Here is a 20376-nt window from a genome sequence, read left to right on the forward strand (position 1 = left end):
TCACCGCGATCCGTGGGTTGAAACCCACGCCTCAATTCAACCGTCGCTGACGCGACGGGCCTGGGAGCGCGGGCGTCCCGCCCGCATTGGCCCGCATGGGAATGGGGGCATCACCGCGATCCGTGGGTTGAAACCCACGGCTAAAATCAGGCGTCACTACGCGACGATGGAGATTCCAATAAATTCAACCGTCGCTACGCGACGCGGGCCGATGCGGCACGTTTTCCCTGCGCGAGGGGGGCAACCTGGCGGGGTGGTGGCTGCCCGTACGCAACGATGAAGATTTGGGGATGCCCACGGAAATGCGGGGTGGGAATACCTACGGGCCGCGAAGTGGGAACGGGCCGCGAAGTGGGAAACCATGCCGCGTCAGCGGCAACTGAATTTAGCCGTGGGTTTCAACCCACGGATTCGGGGGGGCAACCCACGGATCACGTCGCCCCCAATTGTTTCCCGTCGCGTAGCGACGGATGAATGCCACCGGCAGGGGGCGTCCGATACGTCGCGCAATCCGTGCGGGCGGGACGCCCGCGCGCCCAGGCGCGTCGCGTTAGCGACGATTGAATTTAGCCCGGCGTTTCAACGCCGGGAAAACGGTGTCACATCGCCCCGCGTCGTGTAGCGACGCCTGAAATCCACCGTGGGTTCAAACCCGCGACGGATTTCAACCCCCGAATCGTGTGATGCCCCATGCCCACGCGGGCGGGACGCCCGCGCTCCCAGGAGCCGTGGGTTGTGAAACCCATCATGGGTTGAAAAAACACGCCTCAATTCAACCGTCGCTGACGCGACGGGGGTGTGGGGGCACCGCGTCCGTGGGTTGAAACCCACGGCTAAAATCAGGCGTCGCTACGCGACGAGCCTGGGAGCGCGGGCGTCCCGCCCGCACAGGAACCACAGCTCTGAGAGTGCGGGCGTTCCGCCACACAGAAAAAGCATGGTCATCCCTTTTGCCAGAAGGAAAGCCTCGATTTCCCAAGGCCTTATCCCAGAGCAAGCCTGTCCGGGGCTGTCGTGCTTCAGGGAAAGAGGTTTGCAAGTTTTTCAGGAAGCTTATTGACCCCTTATTGCCCCTGAGCCTTCACTTCTTGCAATAAACCTGCCAGCGCATTATCTTCAGAAGAAGCGACAGAAAAGCCAGACGCGCATTTCAGTGACAGGTGCTGCCCACGGCCCGGCTGATGGCCCGGATGACACCAGCCGGAGGGCAGCAAAGACAGGCCATGTCCCCCCCCGGAGAACAGCTCACCTGATGCGGGAAAGATATGCCCAAAATTTACGACAACATCGAGTGGCCGCTGGTTGAAGGGCTGCGCCGCATCCTCCCGGAAGCTGTCGCATGCTCGTTCTGCGTTGGCTATCTGAACCTGCGCGGCTGGGACCAGTTGGCCGACTCCATTGAACATCTGGGCGGCTCGGACGAACATCACGCATGTCGCATCCTCGTGGGCATGCATCGCCCGCCGGACGAGGGAATGCGGCTTTTGCAGGGCATCCATCGCCAGACCGGGGCAACCGGCCAGCCGTCCCTGCCCATTGACGGTCCGACTGCCGCGCGCCTCAGACGCCGCATCACCGAGAGCTTCAAGGAACAGCTTGAATTCGGCGTGCCTTCCAATGCCGCCGAACGTACGCTGCAACAGTTGTCCCGGCAACTCCGGGAACGAAAAGTCTTCATCCGGGCCTTCCTGCGCTATCCGCTCCACGCCAAGCTGTATCTGGTCAGGCGTGAAGACACCGTCACGCCGCTCATCGGCTTTGTCGGGAGCAGCAACCTCACGCTGGCCGGGCTTTCCCGGCAGGGTGAACTCAACGTGGATGTGGTTGAGCAGGATGCCGCACGCAAACTTCAAGGCTGGTTTGACGAACGATGGAACGATGACTTGGCCGTTGATCTCTCCAGCGAACTGGCCGACCTGATTGACCAGAGTTGGGCGCGCAAAGAACTCATCCGCCCTTACTTGATTTACCTCAGAATCGCCTATCACCTCTCGGAAGATGCGCGCCAGGGCGAACGCGAATTCAAGGTGCCGGCGATGTTTCGCGATGTGCTGCTGGACTTCCAGAAAGCTGCTGTGTCTCTTGCGGCAAAGAAGCTCCATCGTCATGGTGGTGTGTTGCTTGGCGATGTGGTGGGTCTGGGGAAAACATTGATGGCAACTGCCATCGCCCGCCTGATGCAGGAAGACAGCGGCGACAATACACTGGTCATCTGCCCGCCAAAACTCGCCCCTATGTGGGACCGCTACATGCAGGAGTACCAGATCGCCGGGCGGGTGCTCTCCATCGGACGCGCCATCAGTGAACTGCCCGGCCTCCCGCGCTACCGGCTGGTCATCATTGACGAAAGCCACAACCTGCGTAACCGCGAGGGCGAACGCTACAAAGCCATCCAGGAGTACATCGCGCAGAATGAATCCCGGGTGCTGCTGCTCACCGCAACGCCCTACAACAAGCACTACACCGACATCAGCAACCAGCTCCGCCTGTTTCTCGATGAAGACCGGGACCTGCACGTGCGCCCGGAACGCTACTTCCAGTGGCTGGCACGGAAACGGGGTGAGACAGAAGCCGACTTTATTGCTCGCTTCCAGACTTCCCCGCACAGCCTGCGGGCATTTGAACAAAGCCTTTTCCCCGAAGACTGGCAGGACCTCATGCGGCTGTTTCTGGTCAGACGCACCCGCCAGTTCATCATCCGGCACTACGCCGAATTTGACGCGGCAAGCGGCCGCCACTACGTCCGGCTCAACGGTCAACCCCACTACTTCCCGGCGCGCCAGCCCAAACGGGTTAATTTCGCCATTAACGAAGCAGACCCCAAAGACCAGTACGCCCGGCTCTTCCGCGATGAAGTGGTGAAGGTCATCGAAGACCTCGCGTTGCCACGGTACGGGCTGGCCAACTACCTCAAGCCCAAGGCTGAAAAAGGCGCTTCCGCCGAAGAAAAGCGCATCCTTGCCAACCTCAACCGCGCCGGCAAGCGCCTGATCGGTTTTTGCCGCATCAACCTCTTCAAGCGCCTCGAATCGAGCGGCCAGAGCTTTTTGCTCTCGGTGCAGCGCCACATGGTGCGGAACCTCATCACCCTCCACGCGCTCGAAAAAAACCTGCCCATCCCCATCGGTACGCAGGACGCCGCCATGCTGGACACAGCCATGAGCGACGCCGACGAAGCAGCGGTGGACATTTCCGATCCCGACAACATAGAAGCGGCCGAAGCCACGGAGCCCCCGGCGCAAAAGGAGAAAACGTGGGACGAGTACCAAAAGCGCGCCGGGGAAATCTACAAAGCTTACCGACAGAATCATCACGATCGGTTTGACTGGCTGAATCCCAGATTTTTCACCAAAAAACTGGCGGACGCCCTGCGCTCCGATACACAGGCCCTACACCGTATTCTGGAGAGCGCGGGGCAGTGGCAGCCTGCGGCAGATACCAAGCTTCAGGCGCTGCTTGAGCTTCTCAGAACCCACCGCGATGAAAAGGTGCTGGTCTTTACGCAGTTTGCCGACACCGCGTTGTACCTCCACAAGCAACTTCGCGCCACCGGCATGGAAGACGTTGCCGTGCTGACCAACCAGGTGGGCGATCCAGTCACACTGTCCCGCCGCTTCAGTCCCTCCACCAATGGCGGGTTGGCTGCCGGGGAAACCGGACTGCGGGTGCTCATCGCCACCGATGTGCTGGCCGAGGGCCAGAACCTGCAGGATGCACACATTGTGGTCAACTACGACCTGCCATGGGCCATCGTCCGGCTCATCCAGCGCGCCGGGCGGATTGATCGCATCGGCCAGAAGCACGACACGATCCTTATCTACTCATTCTGGCCGGCCGAAGGGGTTGAGAAAATCATCCGCCTGCGCCAGAGGCTTGTCGCCCGTCTCCAGCAGCATCAGGAAGTCATCGGCAGTGATGATTCCTTCTTCGGCGAAGCCGCCGCGCAACGCCTGCGTGACCTCTACACGGAAAAAGCCGGCACGCTCGACGACGAAGGCGCCGATGAAGACATTGATCTGGCCAGCCTCGCCCTGCAGGTGTGGAACAGCGCCTCTGCCGACGACCGGAAGGCATGCCTGTCCCTGCCGCCGATTGTCTCAGCCACCCGTGCATTGCGTTGTAGTGGCGAACGGCCGTTTGCCCCTGCAGACGGCCCGCCCGGCGTCGTCACCTATCTGCGCTACCCGGACGGCACCGATGCCCTCATCCGCGTGGATGAACATGGCAGCCTTGTGTCGCAGTCGCTTTCAGCCATCTTCCGCGACATTGCCTGCCCGCCGGAAACACCTCCGCTGGAGCGGACCGAACAGCATCACGAACTGGTGGCACGCTGCGTCGAGATGGCGACGGAAGAGCATGTCACAGGCGGTCATCTTGGCAGCCTGCGCAGCGTACGGCGCAAACTCTGGGAGCGTTTGAACAAATACCGCGATCGCCTGAAAGCAGGTGAGGGCGAATTGCCCTTCGCCCCTGCCGTCTCACCCGACCGGCTTCAGCAGCTCGATGCGGTGCTCGACATGATTTGGTGGTATCCGCTCAAGAGCGCCGCCCGGGAAGCCATCAGCCGGCAAATGCGGCTGGGCATTGCCGACCCCGATCTGCTCGATATGGTTGCCCGCCGCGCCGGGGAGGACAACCTCTGTGAAATCCGCGAAAAAGAAGCGGATGAATCCGCCGGGCCGCACATCATCTGCTCATTGGGACTGATTGCCACGGGAGCGAAGTGATGAACCATCTGGAGTGCATTCGTCAGATACTGGAATCATGCGGGCAACAGGACGTTCCGGCGCTGATCGCCTCACTTTTTTGCGAAAAACTCTTGTGGGGCCACCCGCCGGATGGGCTGAAGCCGTGCGAACTGCAACTGAACGCCCCTGACTCGTGCGAAGTGACCGCTGCACCCGTAGCCCAGATGAGCGGGTTGCCGGTGTACCTGATTGACTGGCCCGAGGACAGACTGCCCGGTGTCACGGCCCGCCGCGCCGTCCAGCGGGCGCTTGCGCCAACGCATGCCGAACACCTGCTGGTGTATGTCGCCCGGAACCGGCGCCAGCTTGCCTTCACATGGGCGCGCAAACGCTCGGACGGAAAGATTGAACTGCGCACCCTGCCCTACGAAGTCGGCTCGCCGGCCCGCACCACCGTCGAGCGGCTGGCGGAGCTGGCCTTCAGCCTCGATGAACTCCGCGCCGGCGAACCGCCGATTACCCGCGTCACCGATAAACTCACCACGGCGTTCAGCGTGGAGGCGGTCACAAAACGGTTCTATCAGGAAGTGGCCAACTGGTACTTCTGGGCACTGGATCACGTAAGCTTTCCCCAGGATGCGCCCAAAACCGACGGCAAGGACCACGTAAGCCTCATCCGCCTGATCACCCGGCTTATCTTTTGCTGGTTTCTGAAAGAAAAGGGTCTCATTCCGGCAACGCTCTTCGATCCGAAATCGTTACCCACAATGCTCAACGGCTTCGCGCCGAATGAAGCCGCATCTTCTGTCTTCTACAAAGCCATCCTGCAAAATCTTTTCTTTGCCACGCTGAACACGGAGATGGGCAAGCGCGATTGGGCGGAGGACGGGCAGCACTTCATGGCGCACAACCTCTACCGGCACAGGGAACTGTTCCAGAACCCGGAGACAGCTCTGGAACTGTTCAGGGACATCCCCTTTCTCAACGGCGGTTTGTTCGAGTGCCTCGACCGTATCGAAGGCACGAAGGAGCAACCGCGCTACATTCGGATTGATGGTTTCTCCCGTCGCCCAGACAGCCAGCCGGTTGTGCCGGATGTGCTCTTCTTCGGCGATGAGCGGGAAGTTGATCTGAGACACGCCTACGGCGAAACACGCGACCGCTGCGCCCGCGTGCGTGGTCTGATCCATATCCTCGCTTCCTATAACTTCACCCTTCAGGAGCATACACCCTTCGATCAGGAAGTGGCGCTTGACCCGGAGTTGCTGGGGCAGGTTTTCGAGAACCTGCTGGCAGCCTACAACCCGGAAACCCGTACGACGGCGCGCAAAGCCACCGGCTCCTACTACACCCCGCGTGAGATCGTGGACTACATGGTGGATGAAGCCCTCATCGCCAGCCTGAAAACCAGACTGGAAGCTACATTTCCCGACACCAAAAACGTTGAAGACCGTCTCCGCCATCTTTTTGCGTACAACGATGAACCGCACCAGTTCACGGATGCTGAAGTTGAAGCGCTCATCCACAAACCGCACCAGTTCACGGATGATGAAGTTAAAGCGCTCATCCACGCCATTGACCATCTGAAGATACTCGATCCGGCGTGCGGGTCCGGCGCGTTCCCCATGGGCATCCTGCACCGGCTGGTGTTTGTTCTCGGCAAGCTCGACCCCAACAATGCGCGCTGGAAAGAGCGCCAGATTGCCAAGGCCCTGGAAATCCCCGATGCCACCGTACGCGATAAAGTCATTGCCGACATCAAAGCGTCCTTCACGTCCAACGAACTCGACTACGGGCGCAAGCTCTACCTGATTGAAAACTGCATTTACGGCGTGGACATCCAGCCTATCGCCGTGCAGATTGCCAAGCTGCGCTTCTTTATCTCGCTGGTGGTGGATCAGCGGGTCGATCCGGAGGCGGAAAACCGGGGTATTCGGGCGCTGCCCAATCTGGAAACGCGCTTCGTGGCGGCCAACACGCTCGTTGGCATTGCGCGGCCGCGGCAGCCTGCCTTACGCCATGAAGAGGTCAATACACTGGAGCGCAAACTGGCACAGGTGCGCGCCGCCCACTTCACCGCCAAAACGCCCGCCACCAAGCGCAAATACCGCGAATGCGATGCCACATTGCGGGCTGAGATTGCCGAAATACTGAAGACCGACGGCTGGGACGACGAAACCGCCCGCCTGCTCGCCGCGTGGGACCCCTACGACCAGAACGCCTCGGCGTCCTTTTTCGATTCGGAGTGGATGTTTGGTCTTAAGGAAGGTTTCGATATCGTGATAGGGAACCCTCCTTATAGTGCAGAAATCTCATCTCTTGATAGGGAAAAGATCGCGTGTAAGGACACCAAGAACTCAAATAGTGCAGCTATTTTCATTGATGTGGCAAAAAACAATCTTACACATCAGTGGGGTTTGGTCTCCTTTGTTGTACCTAAATCCCTTCTATACTCAGAACGCTGGTTTTCACTCGTCGAAGCTCTTGCGCCAAACACGAAAATTTTGGTTGATCTCGAACAGGCTTTTGAAAGCGTTCTACTTGAACAAGTTGTCTTTGTCTTTCAACATTCGCAGTCAGTTCCGCTTTACAGAGCCTATAAGTTCCATGGCTCAAAATTTATTCAGCGCGCATCAGTTCCAGTTTCGTGTGTAAGTCAATTTCATACATGGCCATGTGATGTGAGCGATGAAGAGCTGCGACTTGGGATGAAAATGAGTAAATCTGGTTTGTTTTTGCGCGATGTTTCGCGATCATTCCGAGGACTCCCACTTCAGCAGAAAATCTCAGATTACGGTGAAGAGCATAGAGATGTTTGTGTAATTGGTGGAAAAAATATTGTAAGATACGGTACCAATGGATTTAAGGGGTACTTGAGAAAAGACGATCTAGATGGGGCGAGTAATAAAGTGAAGATGCTCCTGCAGCCAAAAGTAGTTTCGCAACAGATTATCGCGCATATTCAGAACCCTAAACCGCACATTATGATCATTGCTTCAGTTGACCCAGATGGTAGCATCCTGGGTTTGGATACAGTAGAAAATACTATCCCAATAAATGCTCCCATCCATCTCAACATGATTGCTGCCTTGTTTAACTCATCACTAATCAATTGGTATGCATATAGATTCATTTACTGTGCTGCTGTGAGGACGATGCATTTCGATGAGCACTACATAGGCAAAATTCCTCTTCCACTTGACTACCGATACAAACAAGATGATATTGTTGCATTAGTAGATAAAATTCTCGATGCCAAACGCGCTAACCCCAACGCCGATACCTCTGCTCTGGAACGCGAGATTGACGAACACGTCTATCGTCTTTACGGGCTGACGCCGGATGAAATCAGGATTGTGGAAGAGAGTTTGAAGTAACGACCGTGGGGCGGTCTGTAAACGATGCATGTCCATGCCATGCGATGACGTAGGATCGGACGAATGGCTGGTTACGCCCAACCGTCAACCGCGCTGTACCCTGCAACCATCCCTGTGCTGCGCCCGTGTCTGCATCCCAACCGCCCCGACCACGATTGAGACAACGCAAAACGACGCGAAAATCGTACCAATGCCCTACGACCCTGCCAGACATCACCGTCGTTCCATTCGCCTGCAAGGGTACGATTACGCCCGGCCAGGGGCGTATTTCGTCACCATCGTCACGCAGGGGCGGGCGTGTCTGTTCGGCGAGGTGGTGGCGGGCGAGATGCGAATGAACGACGCCGGGCGGATGGTTCATCATGTGTGGGATGAATTGGCGTTGTTTTATGAGGGCGTACAGACCGATGCGTTCATTGTGATGCCCAACCATGTGCACGGCATCATCATTTTGACCGGCAACGTACGGGCAACCCCCCACGTCCACCCCGATGAAATGGCCGTACGGGCAACCCCCCGTGGTTGCCCCACAACCCCCCGTGGTTGCCCCGATGAAATGAATGCAACCCCCCGCGTCCACCCCGACGAAATGAACGTAAACGTAGGGGCAACCCCCCGTGGTTGCCCCGATCATCCCCGTGATTGCCCCGATCATCCCCGTGATTGCCCCGATGAAATGGCCGTACGGGCAACCCCCCGTGGTTGCCCCGATCCCCAATCCGCCCCAACCGCCCCGTCACATCCCCCAACGGCGCAACCGCATCCCCCGATGGGGCAGGCACGGGGGCCTGCCCCTACCGTTGCCCCGGCCGCCCCGTCACATCCCCCGATGGGGCAACCACGGGGGGTTGCCCCTACGTTGGGATTGCCGGATGTGGTGCACCGGTTCAAAACCATGACCACCAAACGCTACGCCGACGGGGTACGCGCGAACCAATGGCCACCCTTTCCCGGCCGCCTGTGGCAACGCAACTACTACGAACACATCATCCGTGACGACCAATCCTGGCAGCGCATCCGCGAATACATCCTGACCAACCCCCTGCGCTGGCATCTGGATCGTGAACGGGACATCGGCGCTGACCCATTGGATGTGATTGGGGACGGCACGTGAAAACGTCGTAGTCGTGACGGCACACAAAACGGTGCATGAAAACGTTGGGGAACGTGGTGGTTATGGTTGCGGTAGGGGCGACCGGCCGGTCGCCCCTACCACCCATCACAACCATAGCCATGCATTACGGCGTCTCCCCAACCGCGATGCACAACGCGCGGGCGGGACGCCCGCGCGCCCAGGCGCGTCGCGTTAGCGACGATTGAATTTAGCCCGGCGTTTCAACGCCGGGAAAACGGTGTCACATCGCCCCGCGTCGCGTAGCGACGCCTGAAATCCATCGTGGGTTCAAACCCGCGACGGATTTCAACCCCCGAATCGTGTGATGCCCCATGCCCACGCGGGCAAGATGCCCGCGCTCCCAGGAAAGGATACCCGCGCGCCCAGGCGCGTCGCGTTAGCGACGATTGAATTTAGCCCGGCGTTTCAACGCCGGGAAAACGGTGTCACATCGCCCCGCGTCGCGTAGCGACGCCTGAAATCCATCGTGGGTTCAAACCCGCGACGGATTTCAACCCCCGGATTGTGTGATGCCCCATGCCCACGCGGGCGGGACGCCCGCGCTCCCAGGAAAGGACGCCCGCGCTCCCAGGAAAGGACGCCCGCGCTCCCAGGAAAGGACGCCCGCGCTCCCAGGCGCGTCGCGTTAGCGACGATTGAATTTAGCCCGGCGTTTCAACGCCGGGGAAACGGTGTCACATCGCCCCGCGTCGCGTAGCGACGCCTGAAATCCACCGTGGGTTCAAACCCGCGACGGATTTCAACCCCCGAATCGTGTGATGCCCCATGCCCACGCGGGCGGGACGCCCGCGCTCCCAGGGACGTAGAAAGCCGCGCTCCCGGCAAGAAAAACATGCACGACACACGCCGGATTCCGCTATGTTTTGCTGTCCGCTTTTCTCTAACTCATAACCCATACCCTTCAGCCAAAGGACGGCACACCAATCTGACCGCTTATGTTCCGCCTGATGCACAAATCCAAAATTCACCGCGCCACGGTGACGGAAGCCAACCTCAACTACACCGGCAGCCTGACCGTTGACCAGGACCTGCTCGATGCCGCTGACATCCTCCCCAACGAAAAAGTCTCCGTCGTCAACATCAACACCGGCGCCCGCTTCGAGACCTACGCCATTTCTGGCCCACGCGGCTCCGGCACCATCTGCCTCAACGGCGCCGCCGCGCGGCTCGGTACACCCGGCGATCTCGTCATCATCATTTCCTACGGGCTGTTTACCGACGAGGAAGCCCGCCACCTCAAACCCCGCGTCGTCAAGGTGGATGCTCACAACCGCCTGCTGCCCGAAGCGTAGGCGCTCCACAGCGCAGGCGCTTCAAAGCATAGGCCTTCCGTAGGCATCCAGGTCACGCTCCAGCCCGTGCTGCCGGCCCAGCCTTCACCGCTCTTTCAGCGCGTCGTCCACGCCTACAACCAACACCTGCTGCGCCGCGCCTTCCACGCCGTCTGGTGGCGCGGCGTTGACGTGTTCACCGCCGAACCACGCCGGCCGCTGCTCATCTACGCCAACCATCCGGGATGGTGGGACCCCCTGCTGGCCTTCTTTGTCGTCCGCCGTACCGGACGCGACGGCTACATGATGGGCGAGGAAACCACGCTCCGTACCTTCCGGTTTTTCCGCTGGATGGGCGGCTTTTCCGTCAACCGCGCCGATGCCCGCGACGTAGCCCGGTCCATCCGCTATGCCAGTGAACGCCTGGCGGCTCCCTCAACCGCCCTGTGGATTTTCCCCCAGGGCGAAATCGTCCCGCCCGACAAACGCCCCCTGACTTTTCTGCCCGGCACAGCCCACATCCTGCGCCGGACAACCGCCTGCATCGCCGTTCCGACCGCCATCCGCTACGAGTTCCACGACCAGCCGCGCCCCGAAGTGTTTCTCGATTTCGGTCCCGGTGAACTGATCCGTGGCGCTGAAGTCCACGACATCACCGCGCTGACCTGCCATCTGCAAGCCCGGCTGACCGAACGCATGGATGCCCTGCGCGATGCCGTCTGGGAACGCCGCCCGGAAGGATTTTCCTTGGCGCTGCGCGGGCAACCCTCCATCAGCGACCGCTACGCTGCCGTCGTCGCCCGGCTGACCGGAAAACGCACCGGATGAACAAATCTTTACCCTGCCCACAGACCGGAAGGCTTGCGCCGGCAACCCATCCGTGCCATACAGAAACCGGTTTCAGAAGCCTGATTTCCGTTGCCAGCAAGGAGCCAAAGCCAATGTCTGAAGGCGTTTTTTCCGTCCGCCGCCCGGTCTGGTGGGCGGCTGCCGTCGGTGGAGTGTTCGTCTCGGCCGCGTTGTTTTCCCCAACGGTACGCGCCGTCGGACAGTCCTTCCTGGACGCTTTCCGCCTGCCGCGTGTCGTCGCCATCGGTCTCGATGACCAGCAGATGACCGCCCTGCGGGAGCGCCTCAACCGCGTACAGTCGAAGTTTGACCTGCCGGCGCTCGTCGCCGAAAACGTCGAAGTCGCAGAGCCAACGGTCAGGTCCGCGCGGGTGAACTCAGCCAGGGAAGCCGGTCAGGTGGCGGGTATGGCTGTCCGTACGCCGGCATGGTTGCCGGAGGGCGTCACCATGCAGGACATGCGCGCCACGTCCAGCGGCGGCGGCGCGCGCTTCAAGGTGGACGTTGGCTTTGCCAATCAGGTGCTCGACTTCCTCGAACTGCGGGACGCCCTGCTGCCGGCTTCACTCGACGGCCAAACCATTGCTTTCCGGCTGGGCGGGCGCGTGGAAACCAGCTTTGCCCGTGGCGACGAACACCGGTTCGCGCTGGTGCAGGCGCGCCTGCCCGAAGTCAGCCTGCCGGAAGGGACATCGCTGACGCCGTTCGGCTACGCCTACCTGCGGATGCTCGGCATGGATGCCGAAGCCGCCCACCGCGTCGCCGCCACGACCGACTGGCGTTCGACCTTCGTGCTGCCCATCCCGGCCCGCTTCCACGATCTGCAACAGGTCATCGTGCGCGGGCAGCCGGGCTTTCTGCTGACACCGCACGCCGTTGAAGAAGCGCCACGGCGCAACCGTCGCTGGCAGCCGGTGCGGGCAACAACGCTGGCCTGGACGGAAGGCGACCAGGTGTTCGTCCTGAGCGGCAACCTGACCGAACAGGAAGCTCTCACCATCGCCGGCGCGTTGCAGTAGGGGCCGGAGCCGGTTCCGGGGCTGGCTGTGACCGCCGGAAACTGGGTGATTGAAGCGGAAGGTCTGCGCAAGGTGTTCGGCCGCAAGGTGGCCGTCGCCGACCTTTCGCTGCGCGTGGCTGCCGGCGAGGTGTTCGGGTTTCTCGGCCCGAACGGCGCGGGCAAGACCACGGCCATGAAAATGCTGCTCGGCCTCGTCCATCCGACGGCCGGGCGCGGCTTCGTTCTGGGGCATCCCGTCGGCTCGCGGGAAGCGCGCCGGTGGGTGGGTTTCCTGCCCGAACACTTCCGCTTTCACGACTGGATGACCGGCCGCGAGTTGCTCAATTTTCACGGGCAACTGCACGGGCTGCCGGCGACCGCGCGCGCCAAGCGCATCGAGACCCTGCTGGCACAGGTGGATTTGGCCGATGCCGGCGACCGCCCGGTAGGCACCTACAGCAAGGGCATGCAGCAACGGCTGGGACTCGCCCAGGCGCTCATCCATCAGCCCAAACTCGTCTTTCTCGATGAGCCAACGTCCGGGCTTGATCCCATCGGGCGCATTCTCGTGCGCGATCTCATCGTGCGGCTGCGCAGCGAAGGCGTCACGGTTTTTTTCAACTCCCACATTCTGGGCGATGTCGAAGCCGTCTGCGACCGCGTTGTGTTTCTCAAACGCGGCCGGGTGGTTCACGAAACCGCGCTGCGGGAGGGGCTCACACCGGAACTGCACCTGCGCCTTGGCGAAGTCCCACCGGAACTCGTCCGGGGACTGGCTGCCTTCGGCCGCGTGCTGCGTACGGCAGAACGTGAAGTCTGGCTGCAACTGGAACAGGAAACCGCCGTGCCGGGCATCGTCCGCTGGCTGGTTGAACGAGGGGCGGCGGTCTATGGCGTATGGGTGCAGCGCCCGTCACTCGAATCCCTGTTTCTGGAAACCATGGGGCCGGAAGAACGCGCCGGCTAGCGGTGGCTTATGTCCATTCAAGTCCATTCGAGTTCGTCGGCGCGGAAAACCGGGCCTTCAACACATGCCCGGCGGTAGTCCGTCGCGCCGTCCTGACCCCTGACGGCAACAACGCATCCGACACAGACGCCAAAGCCACAGGCCATGCGTTCCTCAACCGAAACGTAGGTCAGTATGCAGGCCGCAGCCGTCAGCGCCGCCACCCGCTCCAGCATCGGCCCGGGGCCGCAGGCATAGACCACGAACTTCCCGCTGCGTACTTCATCCGCGTGGTCATGAAGAAACCGCTCGAAGGGTGTGGTGACAAAGCCCCTGACGCCGCGTGAGCCATCATTCGTGGCGACATGAACCGGAATACCCAGCGCGGTGAAATCCTCCAGCCCGATGAGGTCCACGGTGGAGCGTCCGCCGAGAAACAGGCGCGTGGCTACCTGTTCCCGCTTGAGCTGTTCGGCCAGCGCAAGCAGCGCTGCACTCCCGACACCGCCGGCAACGAGCAGGGCTTCGCGTCCGCCAACAGCCACGGGGGCAATGTCGAACGGCCGCCCCAGCGGAAGCAGCGCCTGCACGGCATCGCCCGCGTGTACGCGCCGCAACGCCTGAGTGCCGCGCCCGAAGACCTGATAGATGAACTCAACCTGGCTGCCGGCCCCGCTGCGCCGCAGGCGGTAAATCGCCATGGCGCGTCGCCACATGGGGTCAAGTGCACCGGCCGGTTTGAGCATGGCGAACTGTCCCGGCGCAAATGTGAGCGGTTCCGCCGCCGTCAGCGTGAGGTGGCCGTAGCTGCCAAACGTACGGTGTCCGGTGACGGTGAGCCTGATGTCCTGCACGGCAATCCTCCGGTCTGAAAAACCCGTTTTCCGACAAAAACATGCCGCCGCAACGTGGTCAACCGGAACGTTCGGCGTGAGCAGGATTTGCTCGGCGGGCTTGCATCCGGGGGCGCTGCAAGGTAGCCATGGGCGTTTCTGAAACAGGTGCTTCACCATGTTGCTTGACCGCCAAACCGTTGACGATCTGCGCGCCCAGGCGGACATCGTGCGCGTGGTTTCCGGCTATGTCACGCTGCGCAAGCGCGGCGCGAACTACCTTGCCTGCTGTCCGTTCCACAGCGAAAAAACGCCCAGCTTCAACGTCCATCCCGGCAAGCAGGTGTTCAAATGCTTCGGGTGCGGCATCGGCGGCGATGTGTTCACCTTCGTGATGCGCATGGAGAATGTCGGCTTTGCCGAAGCCGTACGCATCGTGGCCGAAGTGTGCGGCCTGCCGCTGCCGGAAGCCCGTCCGGCCGCCCCGCCGGCACACGGGAAAGGGGCGCATCAGGAAGGGGGGCTGCCGGAAGCGGAAGAACGGGAGCGGCTGCTGCGCCTGCACGAGCTGGCCCTGCGGTTTTTCCAGAGCCAGCTTGCCGCCCCGGAACACTACGCTGCCCGCGAGTATCTGGCGCGGCGTGAGGTGGCGCCGTCCACGATTGCCGCGCTCGGCCTCGGCTATGCCCCCGACCGCTGGGATGCGCTGCTGACCTTTCTGCGCAGCCACGGCGCAAGCCTGACCGACCTCGAACGTGGCGGTCTGGTCACGCCACGGGAAAGTGGCAGCGGTGGCTACGACCGCTTCCGGGGACGAATCATGTTTCCGATTGCCGATTCGCAGGGGCGCGTCGTGGCCTTTGGGGGACGCACACTGGGCGACGGCGAGCCGAAGTACCTCAACTCGCCGGAAACACCGCTCTACGTCAAGGGAAAGCACCTGTTCGGGCTGCATCTGGCGAAGGAAGCCATCCGGCGCAGTGGCTTTGCCATTCTGGTGGAAGGCTACATGGACTTTCTGCGCCTGTATCAGGAGGGCGTTCACAACGTCGTGGCGACACTGGGCACGGCGCTGACGGAGGCGCAGGTGCGCCAGTTGCGGCGGTATCTGGAAACGCCCAAAGTCGTCATCAACTTCGACAGTGACCGCGCCGGACAGGCGGCCACCCGGCGTGGCTTTGAGCTGCTGCTGGAGCAGGGGTTTCGCGTCAACGTGCTCCATCTGCCGGAAGGCAAGGACCCGGATGATTTCGTGCGGGCCCAGGGCGTCCGCGCCTACCGCGCCTGCCTCCGACAGTCACAGCCGCTGGTGGAATATCTGGCCGATGCGGCGGGACTGGAGTACGACCTGACGCGCCCGGCCGGGCGGGCCCAGGCCGTCAATGCTGTGCTGCCATACATTGCCAAACTCAACGATCCCATCGAGCGCGCGCTGGCGGCCGAACGGCTGGCTGACCGGCTTCAGTTGGATGTAGGGTTGATTCGTACGGCCCTGGAGCAGTCCGCCCGTGAGCGGCGCACTGAGCTGGCGGTGGAAACCGTCGAGGTGGCGGCCAAGCTGACGCTGGCCGAGCGGCAGGTGCTTCAGGTGCTGCTGTCCCATCCGCCGCTGTGCGAACTGGCCTTTGCCGCACTGGATGACGAACTCATCAGCATGCTCCCCGGGCGCGTGTTTTTCCGTGCGGTGCGGGAGGTCTATCTGAAAGGCGAGCCGTTTGCTTATGCTCCGCTGGCCGCAGCGGTGGCCCGTTGGCAGCGGGCCGAAACCAGCGGAAACGCCCACGGGCAGTTTGATTTCCTTGCGGAAGCCGACCACACGCCAACGCCGCTGGACCGGGAAATGGAAAACTACGTCGCCGAACTGCTGTTGGGTGCTGAGCCGCCGGCCGACGACACGGCGCTGGCAAAGTACCGTTCCATTCTGGAAGACGGGTTGCTGGTGCTTCAGCAGCGGCGGCTGGAACACCAGAGCGCCGCCATGCACCGGAATGTGCAGAAGGCGGCGGAATCCGATGACGAGCAACTTGCCCTGCGCTATGCCCACGAACGGTTGCAGCTCAAACGGGCGCGTCTGGCGGCGCTGCACCATCGGCAGAAAAAGCCATGACCGGTGAGACGACCCAGCCGCTTGTGACGCAAGTGATAACCGCCGCGCGTGGCCGGGCTTTTCTGTCCTATGACGAACTCAATGCCCTGCTGCCGCTGGGGATGACCGATGTTGCGGTCATCGAGGCGCTGCTGTCCGCGCTGGAGCGGCGTGGCATTCGCGTGGGGGAGGAACATGAACGTCCGTTGCCGGCAGGGGCAATTCCGGTAGGGGCGGTTCACGGAACCGCCCCTACTACGGCGCCGGCGTCGCCAACGGCCTTTTTTGAAGACCCGCTGCGCCCGTACCTTCAGGAAATGGGACGGATTGCCACGTTGTCCGCCGAAGAAGAAGCCGCGCTGGTGGCCGGCATCCGCCGCGCCGAGGTGCGGTTTCGGAAACAGCTTTCCCGCGTGCCGGCCACGGCGGTGCTGCTCGTCGAAAAGGCAGAAGCCATGGCGCGGGGAGATGGTGCGGCGGCCCGCTGGTTTGATCTGTCGGGAACGGCAGCCGGGCCGGAGCCGGGCGAAACGGCATCGTCGGAAGCTGCTTCTCTGGAGGCGGCCCTTGACGAGGCTGTGGCGCGTATGAGGCAGGCGCTGGAAGCCGTTCAGGATGAGTGGTCTCTGCTGTCCGCCGTGGCCGATCTGCCCGCATCGGCGGACTGGCAGCGCCGCCGCCTGGCCCGGGCGCGGATTCTCCTGTCGCGGGCCGTGCTGGATGTGCCGCTTTCCCGTACCGGCTACACGTCCCTGCTTGAGGCCCTGGAGGCTGGACGGCGTACCAACGCCGCGTGGCTGCTGACGGCGGCCGAGCCGGCCGAAGTGGCGCGCACCCTGGCGCAGGCGCGGCAGATGTTTGACCGGGCGGCGGCGGCGCGGCAGCGGCTGGTGGAAACCAATCTGCGGTTGGTCGTGTCGGTTGCCAGGCACTACACGCACCGGGGACTCGGACTGACAGACTTAATCCAGGAAGGCAATCTCGGACTGCTGCGCGCTGCCGAGCGGTTCAGCGGGCAGCGCCCGGAACGGTTTGCTTCCTACGCGACGTGGTGGATTCGCCGCGCCATAGCCCAGGCGCTCAGCGAGCAGCCGCGCCTGATTCGGTTGCCGGCGGCCGTGCGCGCCGAACTCACGCGGCTGCTCGAAGCCATGCACCGTCTGACGCTGGAACGGCGCCGTGAGCCAAAACAGGCCGAACTGGCGGAACATCTGGGCATGTCGCTTGAAAAAGTGCAGATGTTGCTCCAGTTGGCGCAGCCGCCGGTCAGCCTCGAAACACCGGTGGGCGATGAAGAAGACCAGAGTCTGGGGGACTTCATTGCCGATACCCACGCGCCGAATCCGCTGGATGATGCGGCGCGCGTCCGCCTGCGGGAAGACCTCAATGCCGCGCTTCAGTCACTCAATGCCCGCGAGGAGAAGGTACTGCGGATGCGCTTCGGGTTGGGCGCGGATGGCAAAGCCTACACACTCGAAGAAATCGCGCAGTTTTTTGCGCTCCCACGGGAGCGCATCCAGCGCATTGAAGCGGAAGCCCTGCGGAAGCTGCGGCGTCCGGCGCGCAGCCAGCGCCTGCGCCAGTTTCTGGACGATACGGCGCACGATGCGTCGGCCTGACGCCGGGGCCAGGCCACACAATCGGTTGGCGATTGGCCTTTATTTGGCGACGAACTGCCCGTGCAGACCGTAGGGGACAGTATCGCGCAGGTGGAGCCGCGCCAGCGGCCCGCCGGCCACATTCCGGGCGTCAAAAATGGCCAGCCCGCTTGTTCCCCGTCGGGCATCGAACACCATCTGCAGGAGGTAGCCGGCGTTTTCTTCGGTAGCGCCCGGCGTGGGCACGAACACCGGCTCGCCGACGTAGCCGCCGGGGGCGAAGCTGTACGTCTGGGTTTCGCCCGTATGGGTGTTGTAAGCCAGAACGCCTTGCAGCGGCGCATTGCCGGTCGGTGCATCAGCCATGGCCATAAAGGCCCAGCGGTGGGGGAGTCCGACCCGCGCCGGGTGGACACTAGGGAACTCAACCGCGCGTTCCAGCAGGCGTTCCCGGCGGGACGCGCCGGTTTTCAGGTTGATGGTGAAGCGGAAAAGCTGCGAGGCCGCGATCTTTTCAATCTCGACCTGCCGGTACATCGTGCCCGGTTCGAGCGAGGGGAAGGTTTCGTACGCAATGGAATCCACAGTCAGCACATCATCTGCAATGTGGGCGTTGACGTGGTGGAACACAAAACAGGCGACAGTTTCGTAGGTGCGCATCCGTCCGCCGTGGCGTGGCAGCAGGTGGACTTTCGTCGGGCGGTCAGGCTGGAAGACGAGGCATTCGGCCGCGCCGCGAAAACCGAACCAGTAGGGCAGGGGATTGACCGTGACCGGGTTCTGAAAAAATACGGCGTAGTCGTCGGTCAGGGCGAAGTCGTGGATGAAGGCAAAGCCGGGGACTTCCCAACGGTGTTGCGCCGTCACGTTCAGGTTGGCGTCGAGGGTGTACAGGTTGATGGTTGAGGATAGTCCCGGCTCGATGCCGAAGTTGACCATCTCGCCGGTGCGCCGGTCGTAGTGGGGATGTGCTGCAAAGTTGGCGTTGCCGGCGAGCGCCCCGCCCAAGTCATCTTCGCCAATGGTTTCAAGCGTTTGTGGGTCGAGAGCGTAGGGCTTTCCGCCTTCCCACAGCGCCAGCAGTTTTTTGGGCGAGTAGGCCACGTTGGTGTTGGCAATGTTTTTGGCCTGGAGGTCAAAGGCATTGGCCAGCCAGCCGCCCGGCTTTTGTGTGCCGAAGACACCGCGTTGCAGGAAGCGTCCGGCTTTGGACTCGGCAATGAAGCCGGCCGTGCGGACGTACCGGTTGCGAAACCGGACCCGGCCGTCGCCGGTGAAGTCAAAGGCGCAGATCATGCCGTCGCCGTCGAACGGATGCTGGACAGACTGACCACCGCGTTCGAGCAGTCCGGGCCCGTTGCGGTACAGCGTGCCGCAGAGGTCAGCCGGCAGGTTGCCTTCGATGTCGTCAATCCAGTAGTCGCGTTCTTCAGTCAGTGACGTGTAGCCGCGCAGCCAGTCGGCGCGGTTCCAGCGGCGGGTGGTGGGTTGGGGAGCGGGAGCAGCCATGGCACCTTCTTCAGGCGTGGGGTTCGGCCTGGGGGGAAGCCAACGATGCCAGACGTTCCAGTTCCGCTACCGTGCGTTCAAGTTCGTTGGCAAGCGGTTGGCACGGCCCGGCGGCAAAGATTTCGACAAGGCGGCGGTAGTACCACAGCGTTCCTTCCCGGCCGCCTTCAAACCGCGACCACAGGGCTTCGCCGACCGTCCGGTAGTCGGCCAGAATCGTGCGCGCGTTGTGAACCTTGTCGGCCAGCGACACCAGCCGCGCCGTGTCAGGCGTCGTACGCAGGTGGGCGAGGTAGGCTTCCTTGCGCGCGCGCCACGGCGGTTTGGGTATCTGATCGGTGTCGGTACAGTGGTCCACAATGGCTGCCACGTCTTCGCCGAAGCGGTGACGGATTTCCTGCCGTATGGCGTCGCCGCCCTGGTCTTCCACGGCGTCGTGCAGCAGGGCCGCAATGGCCTGGTCTTCCGTGCCGCCGTGTTCGAGGACCAGCGCCGATACCGACAGCAGGTGGCTGATATAAGGGATTTCCGTTCCCTTGCGCTTCTGGTGGCGGTGAAGCTGGTGGGCGAAGACCAGCGCCGCATCGTACCGTTCGCTGAGCATGGTTTGTCTCCCAAGCCAGTGACTGAATCGTTATGCCGCCTGTCCGGTGGGGCCGGTGGAGAGTGCCGCGTGGATGTCTGCCGGCAGGCGTATGATGCGGCCCGCGTGGTTCGTCGGCAAGTGTGTCGTTTCGCCCGTGGCCAGCAGGGTGTCGTCGGTGGCGCGCCGGATGTCGTAACCAAAGACAACCTGCCGCGAGCGCAGCGCCAGCAGACGGGTGGTGAGGTGGATGTCGTCGTCGTAACGGGCCGGCGACAGATAGCGCACCCGCGCTTCCGCCACGACAAGGCGCAGTCCGGCGGCTTCCATCGCGCGGTAGGCATATCCGCAGGCCCGGCAGTAGTCAGTACGTCCGATTTCCATCCAGACCAGATAGTTGGCGTGATAGACCACGCCCATCTGGTCGGTTTCGGCGTACCGGACGCGCAGGCGCGAAATGACACTGGAAGGCAGGGCTGAATCCGTCGCCATGGTTGCGTG

14 protein-coding genes are annotated in these 20376 nt (G+C 62.2%); 10 read left to right on the forward strand and 4 right to left on the reverse strand.

Features of this window, described 5'->3' with window-relative positions:
• Positions 1-361: 361 nt before the first annotated feature.
• From CABTHER_RS16895 to CABTHER_RS00975, 8 genes are all read left to right on the forward strand, one after another.
• Complete coding sequence (locus CABTHER_RS16895) at positions 362-622, forward strand: hypothetical protein (RefSeq protein ID WP_148263877.1); 261 nt, start codon at positions 362-364, stop codon at positions 620-622.
• A gap of 643 nt (positions 623-1265) precedes the next feature.
• Complete coding sequence (locus tag CABTHER_RS00945; protein ID WP_014098703.1) at positions 1266-4727, forward strand: helicase-related protein; 3462 nt, start codon at positions 1266-1268, stop codon at positions 4725-4727.
• Positions 4727-8065, forward strand: a complete 3339-nt coding sequence (locus CABTHER_RS00950) for an Eco57I restriction-modification methylase domain-containing protein (protein ID WP_014098704.1) — start codon at positions 4727-4729, stop codon at positions 8063-8065. The genes CABTHER_RS00945 and CABTHER_RS00950 overlap by 1 nt, the downstream gene beginning before the upstream one ends.
• Positions 8066-8099: 34 nt before the next feature.
• Positions 8100-9179, forward strand: coding sequence for a transposase (locus CABTHER_RS17730; RefSeq protein ID WP_187288434.1), 1080 nt, complete (start codon positions 8100-8102; stop codon positions 9177-9179).
• Positions 9180-10135: 956 nt separating this feature from the next.
• Positions 10136-10492: an aspartate 1-decarboxylase gene (gene panD, locus CABTHER_RS00960; protein WP_014098706.1), complete on the forward strand. Its 357-nt coding sequence runs from the start codon at positions 10136-10138 to the stop codon at positions 10490-10492.
• A gap of 66 nt (positions 10493-10558) precedes the next feature.
• Entirely contained in the window at positions 10559-11299 is a 741-nt protein-coding gene (locus tag CABTHER_RS00965; protein ID WP_014098707.1) for a lysophospholipid acyltransferase family protein, read from the forward strand.
• Positions 11300-11412: 113 nt separating this feature from the next.
• Positions 11413-12339, forward strand: coding sequence for a hypothetical protein (locus CABTHER_RS00970; RefSeq protein ID WP_014098708.1), 927 nt, complete (start codon positions 11413-11415; stop codon positions 12337-12339).
• A gap of 45 nt (positions 12340-12384) precedes the next feature.
• Positions 12385-13287, forward strand: coding sequence for an ABC transporter ATP-binding protein (locus CABTHER_RS00975; protein ID WP_228374058.1), 903 nt, complete (start codon positions 12385-12387; stop codon positions 13285-13287).
• Between the two features lie 17 nt (positions 13288-13304).
• On the opposite strand, the gene CABTHER_RS00980 is transcribed toward CABTHER_RS00975, so the two are convergent.
• Entirely contained in the window at positions 13305-14120 is an 816-nt protein-coding gene (locus tag CABTHER_RS00980; protein WP_187288391.1) for an iron-sulfur cluster-binding protein, read from the reverse strand.
• Between the two features lie 157 nt (positions 14121-14277).
• On the opposite strand from CABTHER_RS00980, the gene dnaG reads away from it, so the two are divergent.
• Positions 14278-16206 carry a DNA primase gene (gene dnaG, locus CABTHER_RS00985; RefSeq protein WP_014098711.1) on the forward strand — a complete coding sequence of 643 codons (1929 nt, stop codon included), beginning with the start codon at positions 14278-14280 and terminating at the stop codon, positions 16204-16206.
• Positions 16203-17804 (forward strand): sigma-70 family RNA polymerase sigma factor, encoded by a 1602-nt coding sequence (locus tag CABTHER_RS15220; RefSeq protein ID WP_014098712.1) that lies wholly within the window; start codon positions 16203-16205, stop codon positions 17802-17804. Before dnaG ends, CABTHER_RS15220 begins: the two co-directional genes overlap by 4 nt.
• 39 nt (positions 17805-17843) lie before the next feature.
• Here the strand turns inward: CABTHER_RS15220 and CABTHER_RS00995 are convergent, their stop codons facing one another.
• From CABTHER_RS00995 to CABTHER_RS01005, 3 genes are read right to left on the reverse strand one after another with little or no spacing between them, the layout of a single operon-like run.
• Complete coding sequence (locus tag CABTHER_RS00995) at positions 17844-19292, reverse strand: carotenoid oxygenase family protein (RefSeq protein WP_014098713.1); 1449 nt, start codon at positions 19290-19292, stop codon at positions 17844-17846.
• Positions 19293-19302: 10 nt separating this feature from the next.
• Positions 19303-19896 (reverse strand): HD domain-containing protein, encoded by a 594-nt coding sequence (locus CABTHER_RS01000; RefSeq protein WP_014098714.1) that lies wholly within the window; start codon positions 19894-19896, stop codon positions 19303-19305.
• Between the two features lie 30 nt (positions 19897-19926).
• On the reverse strand, positions 19927-20367 hold the full coding sequence (locus CABTHER_RS01005; RefSeq protein WP_014098715.1) for an acyl-CoA thioesterase: 441 nt from the start codon (positions 20365-20367) through the stop codon (positions 19927-19929).
• Positions 20368-20376: the final 9 nt, after the last annotated feature.

The sequence above is a fragment of the Chloracidobacterium thermophilum B genome (genome assembly GCF_000226295.1).
In the GTDB taxonomy this organism is placed as follows: Bacteria; Acidobacteriota; Blastocatellia; order Chloracidobacteriales; family Chloracidobacteriaceae; genus Chloracidobacterium; species Chloracidobacterium thermophilum.

Coding starts and splice junctions, on each gene's coding strand:
- CABTHER_RS00945 (WP_014098703.1), top strand. CDS start 1,266: ATGCCCAAAATTTACGACAACATCGAGTGGCCGCTGGTTGAAGGGCTG.
- CABTHER_RS00950 (WP_014098704.1), top strand. CDS start 4,727: ATGAACCATCTGGAGTGCATTCGTCAGATACTGGAATCATGCGGGCAA.
- CABTHER_RS00970 (WP_014098708.1), top strand. CDS start 11,413: ATGTCTGAAGGCGTTTTTTCCGTCCGCCGCCCGGTCTGGTGGGCGGCT.
- CABTHER_RS00995 (WP_014098713.1), bottom strand. CDS start 19,292: ATGGCTGCTCCCGCTCCCCAACCCACCACCCGCCGCTGGAACCGCGCC.
- CABTHER_RS01000 (WP_014098714.1), bottom strand. CDS start 19,896: ATGCTCAGCGAACGGTACGATGCGGCGCTGGTCTTCGCCCACCAGCTT.
- CABTHER_RS16895 (WP_148263877.1), top strand. CDS start 362: ATGCCGCGTCAGCGGCAACTGAATTTAGCCGTGGGTTTCAACCCACGG.
- CABTHER_RS15220 (WP_014098712.1), top strand. CDS start 16,203: ATGACCGGTGAGACGACCCAGCCGCTTGTGACGCAAGTGATAACCGCC.
- CABTHER_RS01005 (WP_014098715.1), bottom strand. CDS start 20,367: ATGGCGACGGATTCAGCCCTGCCTTCCAGTGTCATTTCGCGCCTGCGC.
- CABTHER_RS17730 (WP_187288434.1), top strand. CDS start 8,100: ATGCCATGCGATGACGTAGGATCGGACGAATGGCTGGTTACGCCCAAC.
- dnaG (WP_014098711.1), top strand. CDS start 14,278: ATGTTGCTTGACCGCCAAACCGTTGACGATCTGCGCGCCCAGGCGGAC.
- panD (WP_014098706.1), top strand. CDS start 10,136: ATGTTCCGCCTGATGCACAAATCCAAAATTCACCGCGCCACGGTGACG.